Genomic DNA, 15,773 nt, shown 5'->3' with positions numbered 1-15,773 from the left:
TTTTCGCTTTTCCATTTAATGCGTCTTTCTCAAATCCCGGATGGTTTTGTTGAGATAAGAGAAGTAATTCCGGATATTATTATTGATTTAAGATATTATTCAGACCATAATTTTCTTGGCCGGAAAGCAGATGGATATAATGCCGAGAAATGTTTCATAACAAAACCTGCAGCAGATTCATTAGCAAAGGTGCAGGAAGAGTTAAAGAGGTTTGGATTATCATTAAAAATTTATGATGCATACAGACCTCAAAGAGCAGTTGATGATTTTGTTAAATGGGCAAAAGATTTATCTGATACACTTACTAAAAAAGAATTCTATCCTACCATTGACAAAAGCAAATTGTTTGTGGAAGGATACATAGCAGAAAAATCTGGTCATAGCAGAGGAAGTACTGTTGATTTAACAATTGTTCCATTGCCTGTTGATGAACAACCGAAATTTGATTTTGATAATCAGTGTGAATGTTATAAATCTGTTAATGAAAGATTCAAAGATAATTCTCTCGATATGGGAACAGGATTCGATTGCTTTCATCCTCTTTCACACACAATGAACAATAAAATAACTCCGCAACAAAGAGCAAACAGAATGCTTTTGTATTCACTTATGACAAAACATGGATTTAAGAATCTGTCAGAAGAATGGTGGCATTATACCTTAATTAATGAACCTTATCCAACCACTTACTACAATTTTGTTATTGAATAATATTATTTGTTAAATCAATAATAATCTTATTATTAAAAAATTTTTTCTCACAGATTGGAATGATTAAGTGATTTAGAGCAACAAAAATTTTTATATACTATTAAAAGTTTTGAACTACTTAATTATTATAAAAACTTTTCTGTGGCACTTTGTTTGTCAAAGTGAGGCGATTCTAATTTGATATTTAACAATCCTTTCAAAATAAAATTGGTGATATTATGAGCATTACTCATATTGAACACATCGGCATAGCGGTTAAAAATCTTCACGAAGCAATAAAATTTTACGAAGAGGTTTTAGGATTGAAATGTTATGCAGTTGAAGAAGTTGCGGATCAAAAAGTTAAGACAGCTTTTTTTATGGTCGGACAAACTAAAATAGAATTGCTTGAAACAACATCACCTGATGGACCAATTGGGAGATTCATAGAAAACAAAGGCGAAGGAATACATCATATTGCATTTGCAGTAACAGGATTAAAAGAAAAACTTGAAGAAGTAAAATCCAAAGGTGTAAGATTAGTTGACGAACAACCGCGCAAAGGTGCAGAGGGTTTGAACATAGCATTCCTTCATCCTAGATCTACTTTTGGTGTATTAACTGAATTTTGTGAAAAACCTGAATAATAAATTTATTAAGAGAATAAAATGGCTGCACAAGATAAAATCAAAGAGTTACTTGATCTCAGAGAAAAAGCAAGAATGGGTGGAGGTCCAAAGAGAATTGAAGCCCAGCATAAAAAAGGTAAACTAACAGCAAGAGAAAGAATCGAACTTCTTTTAGACGAAGGTAGCTTCGAAGAATTCGATATGTTTGTTTCGCATCGTTGCATTGATTTTGGTTTAGCCGAAGAGACTTACTTATCGGATGGTGTTGTAACCGGATATGGTACAATTGACGGAAGACTGGTTTATGTTTTCTCACAGGACTTTACTGTATTTGGTGGTTCATTGTCAGAAATGTATGCACAAAAGATTTGTAAGATAATGGATAAAGCCATGAAAGTTGGCGCACCCATTATAGGAATAAATGACAGTGGTGGTGCAAGAATTCAGGAAGGCGTAAAAAGTCTTGGAGGTTATGCAGAAATTTTTCAAAGAAACATATTAGCATCAGGAGTCGTTCCTCAGATCTCAGCAATATTTGGTCCTTGTGCTGGTGGTGCAGTTTACTCACCTGCTTTAACTGATTTTATTATTATGTCGAAAAATACGAGTTATATGTTCGTTACAGGACCGAAGGTCGTAAAAACTGTAACCGGTGAAACTGTAACAGAAGAAGAACTTGGTGGAGCTATGGTTCACGGTGCTAAATCCGGTGTAACACATTTTGTGACTGAAGATGAGCAAGAAGGTATTGCACTTATAAGAAAAATTTTAAGTTATATGCCTCAAAATAATCTTGAAGATCCTCCGATTGTTCCCTGCGATGATCCGATTGACAGACTTGAAGATTCATTAAATGAAATTATTCCTGAAAACCCAAGTAAACCTTACGATGTAAAAGATATTATTCACGCTGTAGTTGACTACAATGAATTCGTAGAAGTTCAAAGACATTACGCTCCAAATATCGTCATCGGTTTTGCGAGATTTAACGGAATGCCTGTAGGAATCGTTGCTAATCAACCAAATTATCTTGCTGGTGTACTTGATATTAATTCATCAAGAAAAGCAGCACGTTTTGTAAGATTCTGTGATGCATTCAATATTCCAATAGTAACATTTGTTGATGTGCCCGGCTTCTTACCAGGAACTGCTCAGGAATATGGTGGAATAATAATTCACGGTGCAAAATTGCTCTACGCTTATGGAGAAGCAACTGTTCCAAAAGTTACAGTAATTTTAAGAAAAGCTTATGGTGGGGCTTATGATGTGATGAGTTCAAAGCATTTGAGAGGTGACATTAACTATGCATGGCCAGGAGCTGAAATAGCTGTGATGGGACCAAAAGGTGCAATAGAGATTCTTTACAGTAAAGAGTACAAAGATATTCAGGACCTTGAAGAAAGAATGAAATTTCTTCAGCAAAAAGAAGAAGAGTACAAGAGAAAATTTGCAACTCCTTATGTTGCTGCAAAATACGGATATCTTGATGATGTAATTGAACCAAGAAACACAAGGTTCAGAATTATCAGAGCATTAGAGTCTCTGAGAACCAAGAAGGATACAAATCCTCCCAAAAAACATTCTAATCTTCCGTTATAATAAGGAGAGAGAAGAATGTTACTGACAGAAATATTACAATTAACTCAAACTGTAACAGATACCTCTATTGTTAAGGTGCATCGAAATTCAGAGCTGTTTATGAAAATTGATCCTTATGGAATAGGAATGACTGTGATAGGATATGTGATTGTATTCATCGCTTTGTTATTGCTTTATATTGTTTTCTATAATCTAACAAAACTTCTTACAAGTAATCTAAAAAGATTAATGAGAAAAGAAGGACATACAATAGATAAAGAACATTCATTTGAAATAAGTGGTGAAGTTAATGCCGCAATAGCTGCAGCACTTTTTCTTTATTATAATGAGTTGCATGATCAGGAAAATACAGTTTTAACTATAAACCGGGTATCAAGAGCTTATTCTCCATGGAGTTCAAAAATTTACAGTTTAAGACAATATCCAAGATAGAAGGATTAAGAAATGAAAAGTTTTAAGTTCACAATTCAAGGCAACAAATATGATGTCAATATTCTTAATGTCGAAGAGAATATTGCAGAGGTCGAAGTAAACGGAACGGTTTATAAAGTAGAAGTTGATAAAAAAATCACTGCAAGTAAAACCCCAAAACTTGTTAGGACTGTCGCTGTACCTTCAACTGAAACAACTCCTTCGCAACCTAAAACAAGTGCTCCCTCTGCGCCAAAGGGAACCGGGCATATTAAGTCACCTTTACCCGGGGTAATACTTGATGTATTCGTTAAGGAAGGTGATTCAGTAAAAGTTGGTCAAAAATTGATCTTGCTTGAAGCAATGAAGATGGAGAACAATATAAATGCTGATAAAGAAGGCGTGATTAAATCCGTTAAAGTTAAGAAAGGTGATAGCGTACTTGAAGGTGATGTTTTAATTGAAATCGGAGCTTAGCTATGGGACAGTTTTTCGAGTTCATATCACACGGAATCGAACAATTCTTTCAATACACTGCTTTCGCAAATATGACTGTTGGTCATATAGTTATGATAGCAGTCGGTTTAGTATTTATTTACCTTGCAATCACGAAAGAATATGAACCACTTCTTTTGGTTCCAATAGGATTTGGAATATTGGTAGGAAACATTCCATTTCTCGAATCAGCAAAGTTGCAGATCGGAATATACGAGCCAGGAAGTGTACTAAATTATTTATACTTTGGTGTAATAAAAGGAATTTATCCTCCACTAATCTTTCTTGGCATTGGTGCGATGACCGATTTTTCTACATTACTTTCTAATCCTAAATTGATGTTACTTGGTGCAGCAGCGCAGGTGGGAATTTTTGGTGCTTATATGATTGCTTTATGGATTGGTTTTATTCCTGAGCAAGCTGCAGCTATTGGAATAATTGGTGGAGCTGATGGACCAACAGCAATTTTCCTTGCATCCAAACTTGCACCTGAATTGCTTGGAGCAATAGCAATCTCAGCATATTCATATATGGCACTGGTTCCGGTTATTCAACCGCCAATTATGAAACTTCTGACAAATGATAAAGAACGACGCATAAGAATGAAACCACCCCGCTCAGTCTCGAAGACTGAGAAAATATTATTCCCAATCGTTGGTTTACTTTTAACAACTTTCATTACTCCAAGTGCTTTGCCCTTACTTGGTATGTTATTCTTTGGTAATCTTCTTAAAGAAAGTGGAGTTACAAAAAGATTAGCAGATACTGCAAAAGGTCCACTGATTGATATTGTAACGAATTCTTATTGGGTTAACAGTTGGGGCATCAACTCAGGCAACAACATTTCTGACACCAAAATCAATCGGAATATTTGCACTTAGGCGCCGCTTCCTTTGTCATAGCCACTGCAGGTGGAGTAATCTTCGTAAAAGTGATGAATCTTGTTTCTACCCGAAGGAAGTAAGATTAATCCCTTAATAGGAAATGCCGGAGTGTCAGCAGTGCCCGACAGCGCAAGAGTTTCACAAGTAATTGGTTTACAGTACGATCCGACAAATCACCTGCTAATGCACGCAATGGCTCCGAATGTAGCGGGAGTAATTGGTAGTGCTGTTGCGGCTGGTATTCTTCTTAGTTTCTTTATGGGATAAAAATTAGTTTGATAAAATCTTAAGGGATTTCTTTGCGTCCATTGCGGTGAAAGTTTTTTTACCGCAAAGTGAACGAAGTTTGCGCAAAGTTCGCAATGTCTTTATAATCCGTTTACTACCCTCCTGACACCATTTTTGAAAAGCACTGTATTGAAATTAATTAGCAAGCCAAGCTTACAATTACTGAGTTTTAAATAAGTTAATAACTGTGCGAGGTGTAAATCGTTTAATGCTTCAACTGATTTTATCTCTATTATTACTTTGTTCTCTACTAAAAGATCAATTCTGTAGCCAACATCGAGTTTGACTTCTTCATAAATTAATGGTAATGCTTTTTGCTTTTCAACTTTAATTGCAAGCTTTTTTAATTCATAAAACATACATTCTTCATATGCACTTTCAAGCAAACCTGGTCCTAATGCTTTATGAACTTTAAGTCCTGCTTCAAATATTATTTTAGCAATTTCGTTCTCGTGCATAGATTTTTACTATTTTTTCCTTTGCGTCCGTTGCGGTTTATTTTTTTACCGCAAGGTGAGCAATGTTTTTCCTTTGCGTCCATTGCGGTTTATTTTATTTACCGCAAGGTGCGCGAAGATTTCGCAAAGTTCATTATGTGATTAAAGTGGATGATCTTCTTTAAATCTTTTCAGTCTGTATTCAAGATCAGCAAACTGATTTCGCTGAATTAATGACACACAAGCTCTTAGTCCTTCAGTTCTTTCACTACCAGTAATTTGTAATGTGATTGCACTGATTCCATAGTATAATAATTCCTTCAGCAATTCTCCCCCATTCATTCCGGGATAAGAAATTGTAAAATAGAAACCATCAGCAATTGGTTCGTCTTCATCTTTATCGTAAACGATTTTAAAACCATATCGTGTAAAAAGCTCTTTCATAATTTTTGCTTTTTCGCCGTATTCTTTTACTTCTTCAACAAAATTAAATTCACCATCATTTGCAGCACGGAGAATTTCCGCAAGTGCATACTGTGCAGAGTGAGTTATTCCTGCACTAATTGCATAGAGTGTCCCGAATATCATCGAATATCCGAATAAATCTTTTGCATAATAATTTTTCAAATTAGGATATGAACGATTAAAAAGTTTATCAGATATAGCGAGTATTCCTATTCTCTGTCCGGCATAACTAAAAGCCTTTGAGCTTGAAATAGTGAGAATAAAATTATCCGTATAGTTCGCAACAGATGGTTGAAACGGAGGTTGACCAGGCTTGGAAAAATCTTTCCTGAAATCCATTGCGAAGTATGCAAGGTCTTCGATTGGAATAACATCATATTTCTTACAGAGTTCGCCGATGATACTTAATTCCTTTTCAGTGAAACAAATCCACGATGGATTATTGGGATTTGAATAGAGTAAGCATGAAACATTTCCTTTGCTAAGATATGATTTTAATTTATCCCGAAGTTTTTCTCCCCGAAAGTTATACACATCAAATGATTCTGATTTTATACCGAGTACTTTTAATTGTTGCATATGAACCGGAAATCCGGGATTGATTAAAAGGACAGTATCTTTGTCAGGATTGCAACGATGGATAGTCATAAATGAAGCGAAACTTCCCATCATCGAGCCCGCTGTTGGGATACAACCTTCAGGACTAACATCAAGATTCATAAACAGTTTTATAAATCGGGATGCTTCGGTTTTAAGTTGAGCAATTCCGTAAATATCAGGATAGATAGCTGCAACACCCTTTTTAAGAGCATCAATTTCAGCCTGCACACCAACTTTTGCAGGTGGCAGACCTGGTATTCCCATTTCCATTCTTATGAATTTTTCACCTGTAGCTTTTTCTATTTCATCTACAAGTCTTTTTATTTCTCTGATAGTTGCGTTGCCAAGATCTTCTAATTTGCTGTCTTTTATTTTTTGTGTGACAATCTGTGAGTTTATTGGGGTTTTGCCGGATGTGACTTTTGTTGTGTTCATAGATTACCGCCTGAAAATTTTTAAAATTCTTTTACTCAAACTTAACCATATTGTTTGAATGGTGAAACTTGGAGAGTGGATTAGGTAATAGGCAAAAGGTATAAGGCAAAAGATATAAGGTATCAGGTATTAGGTATAAGGTATAAGGTATCAGGTAGAAAGTATAATGGATGAGGAATTGGTAAAATGGAAGGAGGATTTGAATAACTTTATCAATTTGATTAGAAGAAGTGGCTGATTAGTAAATCCTTTTTACACTTCTCATATATTACTATATTTCTGATATGAAAAATGAGGAATCATCAAACAAAAAAATTAAAGACGCCTTCTGGGATTATAATATTGCTCCTGAAAAGTTATACTTGATTATATGTGACAAAATTCCACCTGATGGTATGTTTACCAAAACTAAAATTCTTTTAAGGTTAACCGAGGTTTTATTTAAATGAAATAATTTCCGAAATGTTAACAATTGCTTTATAGATATTCGTGACGGAACAGAAAACAAATTATTTAAATAAAATTTTATAAATTCATATTTGAAATCGAATATATTTATCTATTGAAAAATTTTTTTTCTGCACTGTAACTCTAAAAATCAAACTATTATTTATATTAACTAATCTGGGATTTATATGCACAAAGAACTTGTGAAAAAAATTAATAACAAATCTGCAATCGTAGGAATTGTTGGACTTGGTTATGTCGGACTTCCGCTAGCGCTGGAATTTGCACATAAAGGATTTAAGACAATTGGTTTTGATATTGACGAAAAAAAGATTCCGATACTTAATTCAGGACAATCATATATCAAACACATTGGCAGCCAAAAAGTAAAACAAGCAGTCGATTCAAAAAAGTTTGAAGCAACATCTGACTTCTCAAGACTCAAAGAAACTGATGCAATAATAATCTGTGTTCCAACTCCACTGAATGAACACAGAGAACCAGATATGACATTTATCGAAAATTCAGGAAAAGTAATCGCAAAATATTTACGCAAAGGTCAATTTGTTTCTCTTGAATCATCAACCTATCCGGGAACTACAGAAGAAATTTTACAACCATTATTTGAAGATGCCCCAATTGTCCAGGGAATCGGTAACAAAAAGTTTGAAGTCGGGAAAGATTTTTATCTCGCATTTTCACCGGAAAGAGAAGATCCGAATAATCCCAAATATTCAACAGCAACCATTCCAAAGGTAGTCGGTGGAGTAACACCCGCCTGTCTTGAAATTGCACTTGCACTTTACAATCAGGTGATTGTTAAAACTGTACCCGTTTCTTCTCCCAGAGTTGCAGAAGCAACAAAGCTGCTTGAGAATATTTATCGTTCAATAAACATTGCTTTGGTAAACGAGCTTAAAATGGTTTTTGACAGAATGAACATTGATGTTTGGGAAGTAATTGAAGCAGCATCCACAAAACCATTTGGATTCCAGGCATTTTATCCGGGACCAGGATTAGGTGGGCATTGCATTCCGATTGATCCATTTTATTTAACCTGGAAAGCAAGAGAATATGATATCAATACAAAGTTCATTGAACTTGCAGGAGAAATAAATACTCTTATGCCCTACTATGTGGTTGAAAAAGCAGCAGAAGTTCTGAACAAGCATAAGAAATCTCTTAATGGCTCAAAGGTGCTGATACTTGGAGCATCATATAAAAAAGATATTGATGATATGCGTGAGTCCCCTTCTCTTAAACTGATTGAGATACTTCACGAAAAAGGTGCTGAAGTTGATTATCACGATCCTTATGTACCAAAGTTATTTAAAACAAGAAAGTACAATTACGATATGCATTCGGTTGAACTTAGTAAAGAAAACATTTCAAAGTATGATTTGGTTTTACTAAGTACGGATCATTCAAACTTTGATTATAAATTCATTTCAGAGAATGCAAAACTGATTCTTGATACCCGAAATGCATTCAGGAAAAACGGAATTAAAACAGAAAATCTTTATTTTGCATAATAATGAAATTTCAATTAAAAATATTTTTTGGGGAATAATCGAGATGAGAAATACAACCAGGATTTTATCATTTATCATCATATTGGTTTTCTCTGCTTTAGTTACTGCCCAAACTCAGCAACAGATTGAGCAATTTCTAAAGAGTAAGGGAGTGAATTCAGAAAGTGATTTGAAGAAGCTTCTTGCTGAAGAAAATATTTCTGAAACTCAAGCCAGAGAGATTGCAAATTACTATGGTATGAATTACGATGAGTTTGTAGCAAAGTACTTGAAAGATGTTTCAGTAAAACCACAAAAAATTGAAGTTAAGCCGATTGATAATTCTTCTACAAACCTCACAACTCGAGATTCTTCCTCAAAGGAGAATTCAGGAGACAGCAATACTGACTTGTCACCAACTTCACAAATTAAACCAAGTCCTGAATCCGGTGACAACAGATATTTTGGTTACAACTTATTTGAAAACATTCCATCGTCTTTTGAACCGGCTGAAGTTGGTCCGATTGACCCAGGTTATTTAATAGGACCCGGAGATATTTTAAGGTTATCAGTATGGGGTGCTACTGAGTTTCAATATCAATTAGAAGTAGATGCACAGGGAAATATTTTTATTCCTACTGCTGGTCAGGTATTCGTTTCCGGCACTTCTTACGAATCATTACAAAAGAAGTTGACAATTTATCTATCTAAATTTTATGAAGGATTGATATCAGATCCACCAACAACTTTCCTTGATGTTTCATTAACCAAATTAAGACCAATAAGAATTTTTGTTACAGGTGAAGTTAAAAATCCAGGTGGTTACAATATAAGTAGTTTTGCAACAGTATTTAATGCCCTTTATGCGGTTGGCGGACCTTTGGTTTCTGGAAGTTTGAGAGAGATCAAAGTAATCAGAAACAATAAAGTAATTACTACAGTTGACCTTTACGATTATTTATTGAAAGGACAATTGATAAACGATGTTCGTTTACAAAACAATGATATGGTTTTTATCCCACCCAGGAAAAAATCTGTTACAATTAATGGAGAAGTTTTTCGTCCTGCTATTTATGAATTGAAAGACTCAGAAAATTTACAAAAGCTTATTGAGTATTGTGGAGGGCTAAAATCTTCTGCATATATCAAAAGAATCCAGATTAAAAGAGTAAGACCATTTAACCTGAGAACTGATGATCCTTATGATATAGAGTATGTGGATATTGATTTGTCAAAAGTATTAAGTAAAGAATCTGATTATGAACTTTACAATGATGATGAAATAACCGTCTTCCCTATTATTGACAAAGAAATAAATTTCGTTTCAATTGAAGGTTCCGTTTATTTCCCCGGTAAGTATGATATAAAAACCAACAAGACTCTCACACAACTTATCAAAAAAGCCGGTGGTCTTTTACCAGAGACTTATTATGGCAAGGCAGATATTATCAGAACAAATTTAGATGAGTCGAAAATTTTCATTTCGATTGATTTATATGAATTGATGTCCAATCCGACTGAAAGAGATTTAGAACTGCAACCAAGAGATAATATTAAAATATATTCCATTTATGATTTAGTTGATAAAAAAAATGTCTCGATTTCTGGTTATGTGAAAAATCCCATCACCCTTCCCTATGCTGATAGTTTAACGCTTTATGATTTAGTATTCAGAGCCGGTGGATTACAAGACCCGTTTTTTAGAGGACGAGCATTTTTACAGAGAGCCGATCTCATAAGATTTAACCCAGATGGTGTAACAACAAGAATTATCCCTTTTAATTTAGAAGATGTGCTCAAGGATAGATCTTTTGATATGAAGCTTGAACCAGGAGATAGAGTTTTAGTTTACAAAGCCGATGTAGAAAAAGTTCTGGATAGATTTGTAACTATCGAAGGTGAGGTTAGAGCACCTGGTAAATACAGTTTAAGCACCGGAATGACGCCGATGGATTTGATACTACAGGCAGGTGGATTTACAGAAGAAGCATTACGTACAGAAGTCTATGTTAACAGAGTTAGTGAAAGCGGTTATCCTGGAAACAAAATATCCGAGTCCTTCAAAGTTGAATTGCCTCTGATGTTTGACAGAGAAAATAAAAATAATCAGAAATTTGTTTTAAAGCATAAAGATATTGTTGTAGTCAGAAAGAATCCTGAATATGAAAATCAAAGAGTTGTCAGAATTGATGGCGAAGTAATGTTCCCTGGTGTTTATGCACTCGAAAAGAAATCTGAAACACTATATGATTTGTTGAATAAAGCCGGTGGACCGACCGAAGAAGCTTTTTTATTTGGGACACAGTTTAATCGTGACAATCAGCGTCTGGTTGTAAATGCAGAAGAATTATGGAATGATTATGATGAAGACCTTGATGTAATTCTTAAGAACGGAGATATTATTTCTATTCCCAAAAAACCGAATAGCATTTTGGTAACCGGTGAAGTTAATAATCCTGGATTGTATAAATACACGCCTGGTCTTTCAGTTAAAGACTACATCGATTTTGCTGGTGGTGAAACTGATAGCTCCAATTACATTTTATACACTAAGGCAAATGGTGAAACGAAGAAAGTTGGATTTGGTTTCTTATCATCAAATCCAACTGTTTATGATGGCTCAGTTATAAATGTTATTAAGAAAGCACCTGAGCCTCCATCTGAAACTACTTTTGATGTTGGAGGAACAATTAAAGATGTCCTTTCTGTTATAGTCAGTGCCGTTACAATTATAGTTTTAGCAAAACAATTATAACAAGCAGTTTTATGAGCGAAATAGAAAATAAAAAAGTCGAGCAAGAAATAGATGAACTCGAAGATAACAGAACTTTCGAGGAAAAAGTCAGAGATGGTTATCTGAAGATTAAACCATATACAGAAATAGTTCTGAATAATAAGAAAACATTAATTGTTTTTAATACTTTAATTCTGATAATAAGTATAGTTTTTCTTTTTTTTATCAAGAAGCCATACTTCAATTCAACAGTTTCAATTCTCCCTGAGTATGGAAGCAAAAGTGGCTTAATGAATCAACTAAGTGGACTCGCCGCAATTGCAGGAATAAATGTCGGTGAAGCAGCTCCAACCGAAATTTATCAAAACCTTATTAAAAGTGAACAGGTATTAAGCAATGTGATTTATTCAAGATATAAAACAGAGAAGTTTCGTGATTCAGTAAACCTTATTCAATATTTTGAAATTGAATCCGATGAAAAAAATCCTGAAATAAAAAACAGAACAGAATTTTTAAATGCTTATAAACTGTTATCAGAAGAAAAATTATCAACCGACATTGACAGGTTAACTAAAATATTATCCATTTCTGTTACTATGCCTGAAGCTCAATTAGCAGCAGATGTTGCAAATAAGATAGCTGAATCACTTGATTTATATATAAGAACGCAAAGGAAATCATTTGCTACTGAGCAGATATTTTATCTTGAAAAGAGAATTAAGGAGGTAAGCGATTCATTGACCTCTGCTGAAGAAGCATTGAAAAAATTCAGAGAGCAGAACAGAATAGTTTCGCAATCCCCTGCATTATTACTTGAGCAAGGAAGATTGATGAGAAATGTTGAAATTCTTCAGACAGTTTACATCGAATTAAACAAACAAATGGAATTAGCAAAAATTGAACAGATAAGAGATGCTCCGGTACTGAACATAAAAGAATATGCTAAAAACCCTGTTCAAAAAGCTGGACCCAAAAGATTAAGTTCGATAATTCAGATAATGTTTGTAAGTATTATTCTAAGTTTGCTATATATAATTTTCTCTGAAAGAATTAAAAGGCGTTAAAGCTGGTTAAGAACAGTTAAAAAACTTTTTGAATATTAGTCTCTCCAATAATAATCCGGATTTTTCAATGCGAAAAAAATTTTTCATCATTTTGCTATTTATATTTCTGAGTACAGTATTAACTAGCTACGCCCAGGAAGAAGAGCCAGTTTTATATTTTCAACTTGAACCACTTGATGATAGTTTGTTTATAAGTATTCAGGAGCAGTTGTTTATTGATCCACCTGACCCAAAAGCTGAGATAATTGCCGATTTACGTGACCCAAATAATCAGACAATTTCTATTGCCGGAGCGCTCTATCCTTTTCTTGCATTGAAGCCGGAAACCCGTGCAAGAATTATCACTTATCCTTTTAAGATAAATTTACAGGAGACGATTAATTATTCGAGTGTTTTTACACGGGTGATTGAAAAGTTAAGATTGCAGAAAATACTTAATCCCCCTTCTGCGCTTCAGATTTCTTCGGGACTTGGATATATAAATCCTTTTCTTCAGGTGCAAGGTGGTGAAAGGTTTGGATTTCCGATTAAAAGTGATATAGGTGTGTCAATTGGATTAGGTACACCCTATAGCGGAGTGCTTGAAACAAATTTTATTGAAATGAATTTTCATATACTTGGTGTAAGGTTAGGAATATTCAGGAATGCGGATGCGTTTGTAGAAATCAAGGACAATAATAATCACAATAATCTTATTGTAACTGAAGGTATTCAGGTTGCATATACTATTCCGCTGGGTAATTTTTTTGAAATTGGTTATTGGAATGGAAATAAAGCAGTTACACCAAGTCAGTATCTTAAATATACTTTTTATAGTGTGAATAAGGATGCGATAGTTAAAAATCCTGACGGAACAATTCGCTATCAACCGTACATAGTTGATAATGAATCGTTCATAAATTGGGAGTTCAGATATCCGATTAAGGTTCTGGGGGCAACGAGAGGAAAAGTTTATGTGGCAAGATACCTCGATGAATTGCATATCGGATACACAGGGAGAGAAATGACACTTGGTGGTAGTGTGTTTGATTTCAGATTTGATGCGATGGTTAATAGTCCAGCGCGACCAAATCAGTATGTGTGTGATATATTGGTGCAGAAAATTTTTGATATGTGGGCAGCGAGTGCAATTGCTATTGGACCAGGATTTATCATTTCTGATACAAAGAGTGGTTCGCTTGGGTTTACTTCCTTCCTTTTTAACCTCAGGATAAAGGTGGGGACTTCGTTGTAGGTATCTGCGATAATTTCATCCAGCCAGGTTTGAGAAAGGCAAATGGGACGCGGATTATACTGATTGTTTATGATTTGTTAGGATGAAAACAAAGATTCCTCAACCTGATAAATCGGGTGTTTGGAATGACAGCTTAATATCTATTAAGTTAATCCTTAAAAAGTTACTATAAAATAAATCTTAAATTGATGGAACCTATACTCATTTATTTTTCATCTATAACGAAACTCTCCCTCGCCCTCTCTTAGTAAGAGAGGGTCGGGGTGAGTTTTTTAACTACAAGATAAATCTTAAAAGGAAATAAAGATCTCTCTTAAGAATCCACTATTAACTTTTAATTTTTTACTTTTCCCATAAGAGAGGCAATGAGGCGCTGCGAAGAAGATATTCCTTATATCCTTTGCTATAAATATTACATCTCAGCGGGATTAAAAAAATTAATCTTAACCTTTATCTAAATGAATGTTTCTACTTATTAATACTTTCAATAAAATCAATTTTGCCATCGATTTAAAAAAATAATTTTCTTCGAAACGACTAATTTCCGTTTTAAATCCGTTACAAAGCCGTTTTAAAGCCTTTCGATTTCCAAATGAATTTATGAGGATGATTTGTTCTACGGGAAAATAAATTTTGCATAAATTTTTGATAAATTAAGGGAGTGTAATAACAAAGATTTTCAAATGGGAATAAAAAACAGTCCGTTTTATATAATACTTTTTTTTCTGTGTCTATGCCTACCTATATTCGCACAAGAGGAAGAACCCATCAGATATTATCAGCTTGAGCCACTGGATGATAGTCTTTTTATCAAAATTCAGGAAGAATTATTTATTGATCCTCCCGACCCCAAAGCTGAAATAATTGCTGATCTTAGAGATTTGGCTAATCAGACTATATCTGTTAAAGGTGCTCTCTATCCATTCCTTGCACTGAGTGAAGAGACCAGGTCAAGGATAATAACTTATCCGTTTAAGATCAGTCTGGAAGAATCAATTACTTATACCAGTTTATTTACCAGGGTAATCAACAAACTTCGTTTTGATAAAATCATCAATACGCCGACTGCATTTCAGATATCATCTACATTGGGTTATATAAATCCGTTTCTTCAGTTTATGGGTGGTGAAAGATTTGGATTTGCATTAAAGAATGATGTGGGTTTTTCTTTTGGAATTGGTACTCCCTATTCCGGAGTACTTGAAACAAATTTTTTCGAATTGAATTTTCATATACTTGGTTTGCGTGCAGGTCTTTTCAGTAATGATGATACATTCATAGAGCATAAGTTTGATAACAACCACAATAATATTTATTTCAAATTGGGGTATCAGATAAATTATGTTGTGCCATTTGGTAATTTTTTTGAATTTGGATATATGAATACAACCGAAAATTTTGGTCAAAGTAAAATTGAAAAGTACAGACCTGAAAGCAGCATAGTTTACAGTAAAGACAGTTCGAAAATTTATGATCCTTATCTGGTTGATGGTAAATTCTTCAATTGGGAATTCAGATACCCGATTAAAATACTTGAAGCCACGCGAGCAAAATTTTACATAGCTAAATATGTTAATGAATATCATATTGGTTTTACCGGAAGAGAGATGAGTCTGGCAGGTAGTGTGTTTGATTTCCGGTTTGATGCGATGGTATCAAGTAAGGAAAGAGAGCCGCAGTATATCATTGAGGCATTGATACAGAAGATTTTTGGTAACTGGGCATTTTCTGCGGTTGCGATTGGTCCGAGTGTGATATTAACCAGAACAAATGAGGATAAGTTTGGTATTACATCAATTTTTGTTAATGCAAGGTTGAAAGCGGGGACATCGTTTTAAATGAATTTTTCA

General features: G+C 34.3%; 12 protein-coding genes and 1 pseudogene. 11 read left to right on the top strand and 2 right to left on the bottom strand.

Annotation, left to right across the window (positions count from 1 at the left end):
• Positions 1-18 precede the first annotated feature (18 nt).
• The 6 genes and pseudogenes from Q0X14_RS01680 (at position 19) to Q0X14_RS01655 (ending at position 4,975) form a co-directional block, all read left to right on the top strand.
• On the top strand, positions 19-711 hold the full coding sequence (locus Q0X14_RS01680) for a M15 family metallopeptidase (protein WP_297841584.1): 693 nt from the start codon (positions 19-21) through the stop codon (positions 709-711).
• A 218-nt stretch (positions 712-929) separates the two neighbouring features.
• Complete coding sequence (gene mce / locus Q0X14_RS01675) at positions 930-1,337, top strand: methylmalonyl-CoA epimerase (protein ID WP_297841582.1); 408 nt, start codon at positions 930-932, stop codon at positions 1,335-1,337.
• Positions 1,338-1,358: 21 nt separating this feature from the next.
• Complete coding sequence (locus Q0X14_RS01670; protein ID WP_297841579.1) at positions 1,359-2,918, top strand: acyl-CoA carboxylase subunit beta; 1,560 nt, start codon at positions 1,359-1,361, stop codon at positions 2,916-2,918.
• Positions 2,919-2,933: 15 nt separating this feature from the next.
• Positions 2,934-3,350 (top strand): OadG family protein, encoded by a 417-nt coding sequence (locus Q0X14_RS01665; protein ID WP_297841577.1) that lies wholly within the window; start codon positions 2,934-2,936, stop codon positions 3,348-3,350.
• Between the two features lie 12 nt (positions 3,351-3,362).
• Positions 3,363-3,806 carry a biotin/lipoyl-containing protein gene (locus Q0X14_RS01660; RefSeq protein WP_297841574.1) on the top strand — a complete coding sequence of 148 codons (444 nt, stop codon included), beginning with the start codon at positions 3,363-3,365 and terminating at the stop codon, positions 3,804-3,806.
• A gap of 2 nt (positions 3,807-3,808) precedes the next feature.
• A pseudogene (locus tag Q0X14_RS01655) lies at positions 3,809-4,975 on the top strand (sodium ion-translocating decarboxylase subunit beta).
• A 101-nt stretch (positions 4,976-5,076) separates the two neighbouring features.
• Here the strand turns inward: Q0X14_RS01655 and Q0X14_RS01645 are convergent.
• Positions 5,077-5,454 carry a GxxExxY protein gene (locus Q0X14_RS01645; RefSeq protein ID WP_297841565.1) on the bottom strand — a complete coding sequence of 126 codons (378 nt, stop codon included), beginning with the start codon at positions 5,452-5,454 and terminating at the stop codon, positions 5,077-5,079.
• Positions 5,455-5,595: 141 nt separating this feature from the next.
• Complete coding sequence (locus tag Q0X14_RS01640) at positions 5,596-6,933, bottom strand: pyridoxal phosphate-dependent aminotransferase (RefSeq protein WP_297841563.1); 1,338 nt, start codon at positions 6,931-6,933, stop codon at positions 5,596-5,598.
• Between the two features lie 635 nt (positions 6,934-7,568).
• Between Q0X14_RS01640 and Q0X14_RS01635 the strand changes: the two genes are divergently transcribed.
• The 5 genes from Q0X14_RS01635 to Q0X14_RS01615 all read left to right on the top strand — a co-directional run bounded on the left by Q0X14_RS01635 (position 7,569) and on the right by Q0X14_RS01615 (position 15,761).
• Positions 7,569-8,912, top strand: a complete 1,344-nt coding sequence (locus Q0X14_RS01635; protein WP_297841561.1) for a nucleotide sugar dehydrogenase — start codon at positions 7,569-7,571, stop codon at positions 8,910-8,912.
• Between the two features lie 43 nt (positions 8,913-8,955).
• On the top strand, positions 8,956-11,646 hold the full coding sequence (locus tag Q0X14_RS01630; protein ID WP_297841558.1) for an SLBB domain-containing protein: 2,691 nt from the start codon (positions 8,956-8,958) through the stop codon (positions 11,644-11,646).
• Between the two features lie 11 nt (positions 11,647-11,657).
• Complete coding sequence (locus Q0X14_RS01625; RefSeq protein ID WP_297841555.1) at positions 11,658-12,689, top strand: Wzz/FepE/Etk N-terminal domain-containing protein; 1,032 nt, start codon at positions 11,658-11,660, stop codon at positions 12,687-12,689.
• A gap of 67 nt (positions 12,690-12,756) precedes the next feature.
• Entirely contained in the window at positions 12,757-13,923 is a 1,167-nt protein-coding gene (locus Q0X14_RS01620; protein WP_297841552.1) for a hypothetical protein, read from the top strand.
• A gap of 683 nt (positions 13,924-14,606) precedes the next feature.
• A complete protein-coding gene (locus tag Q0X14_RS01615) occupies positions 14,607-15,761 on the top strand; it encodes a hypothetical protein (protein ID WP_297841549.1) in 1,155 nt (384 codons plus the stop codon).
• The last annotated feature ends 12 nt before the right edge of the window (positions 15,762-15,773 follow it).

Source organism: Ignavibacterium sp. (assembly GCF_025998815.1).
Classification (GTDB): Bacteria; Bacteroidota; Ignavibacteria; order Ignavibacteriales; family Ignavibacteriaceae; genus Ignavibacterium.
Note: the sequence above shows the minus strand (reverse complement) of the source record. Positions and strands in the feature narration are given on the sequence as shown.

What these genes read in the sequence shown, in the direction of transcription:
- Q0X14_RS01680 (WP_297841584.1), top strand. Translation starts at nt 19, where the DNA reads ATGCGTCTTTCTCAAATCCCGGATGGTTTTGTTGAGATAAGAGAAGTA.
- mce (WP_297841582.1), top strand. Translation starts at nt 930, where the DNA reads ATGAGCATTACTCATATTGAACACATCGGCATAGCGGTTAAAAATCTT.
- Q0X14_RS01670 (WP_297841579.1), top strand. Translation starts at nt 1,359, where the DNA reads ATGGCTGCACAAGATAAAATCAAAGAGTTACTTGATCTCAGAGAAAAA.
- Q0X14_RS01665 (WP_297841577.1), top strand. Translation starts at nt 2,934, where the DNA reads ATGTTACTGACAGAAATATTACAATTAACTCAAACTGTAACAGATACC.
- Q0X14_RS01660 (WP_297841574.1), top strand. Translation starts at nt 3,363, where the DNA reads ATGAAAAGTTTTAAGTTCACAATTCAAGGCAACAAATATGATGTCAAT.
- Q0X14_RS01645 (WP_297841565.1), bottom strand. Translation starts at nt 5,454, where the DNA reads ATGCACGAGAACGAAATTGCTAAAATAATATTTGAAGCAGGACTTAAA.
- Q0X14_RS01640 (WP_297841563.1), bottom strand. Translation starts at nt 6,933, where the DNA reads ATGAACACAACAAAAGTCACATCCGGCAAAACCCCAATAAACTCACAG.
- Q0X14_RS01635 (WP_297841561.1), top strand. Translation starts at nt 7,569, where the DNA reads ATGCACAAAGAACTTGTGAAAAAAATTAATAACAAATCTGCAATCGTA.
- Q0X14_RS01630 (WP_297841558.1), top strand. Translation starts at nt 8,956, where the DNA reads ATGAGAAATACAACCAGGATTTTATCATTTATCATCATATTGGTTTTC.
- Q0X14_RS01625 (WP_297841555.1), top strand. Translation starts at nt 11,658, where the DNA reads ATGAGCGAAATAGAAAATAAAAAAGTCGAGCAAGAAATAGATGAACTC.
- Q0X14_RS01620 (WP_297841552.1), top strand. Translation starts at nt 12,757, where the DNA reads ATGCGAAAAAAATTTTTCATCATTTTGCTATTTATATTTCTGAGTACA.
- Q0X14_RS01615 (WP_297841549.1), top strand. Translation starts at nt 14,607, where the DNA reads ATGGGAATAAAAAACAGTCCGTTTTATATAATACTTTTTTTTCTGTGT.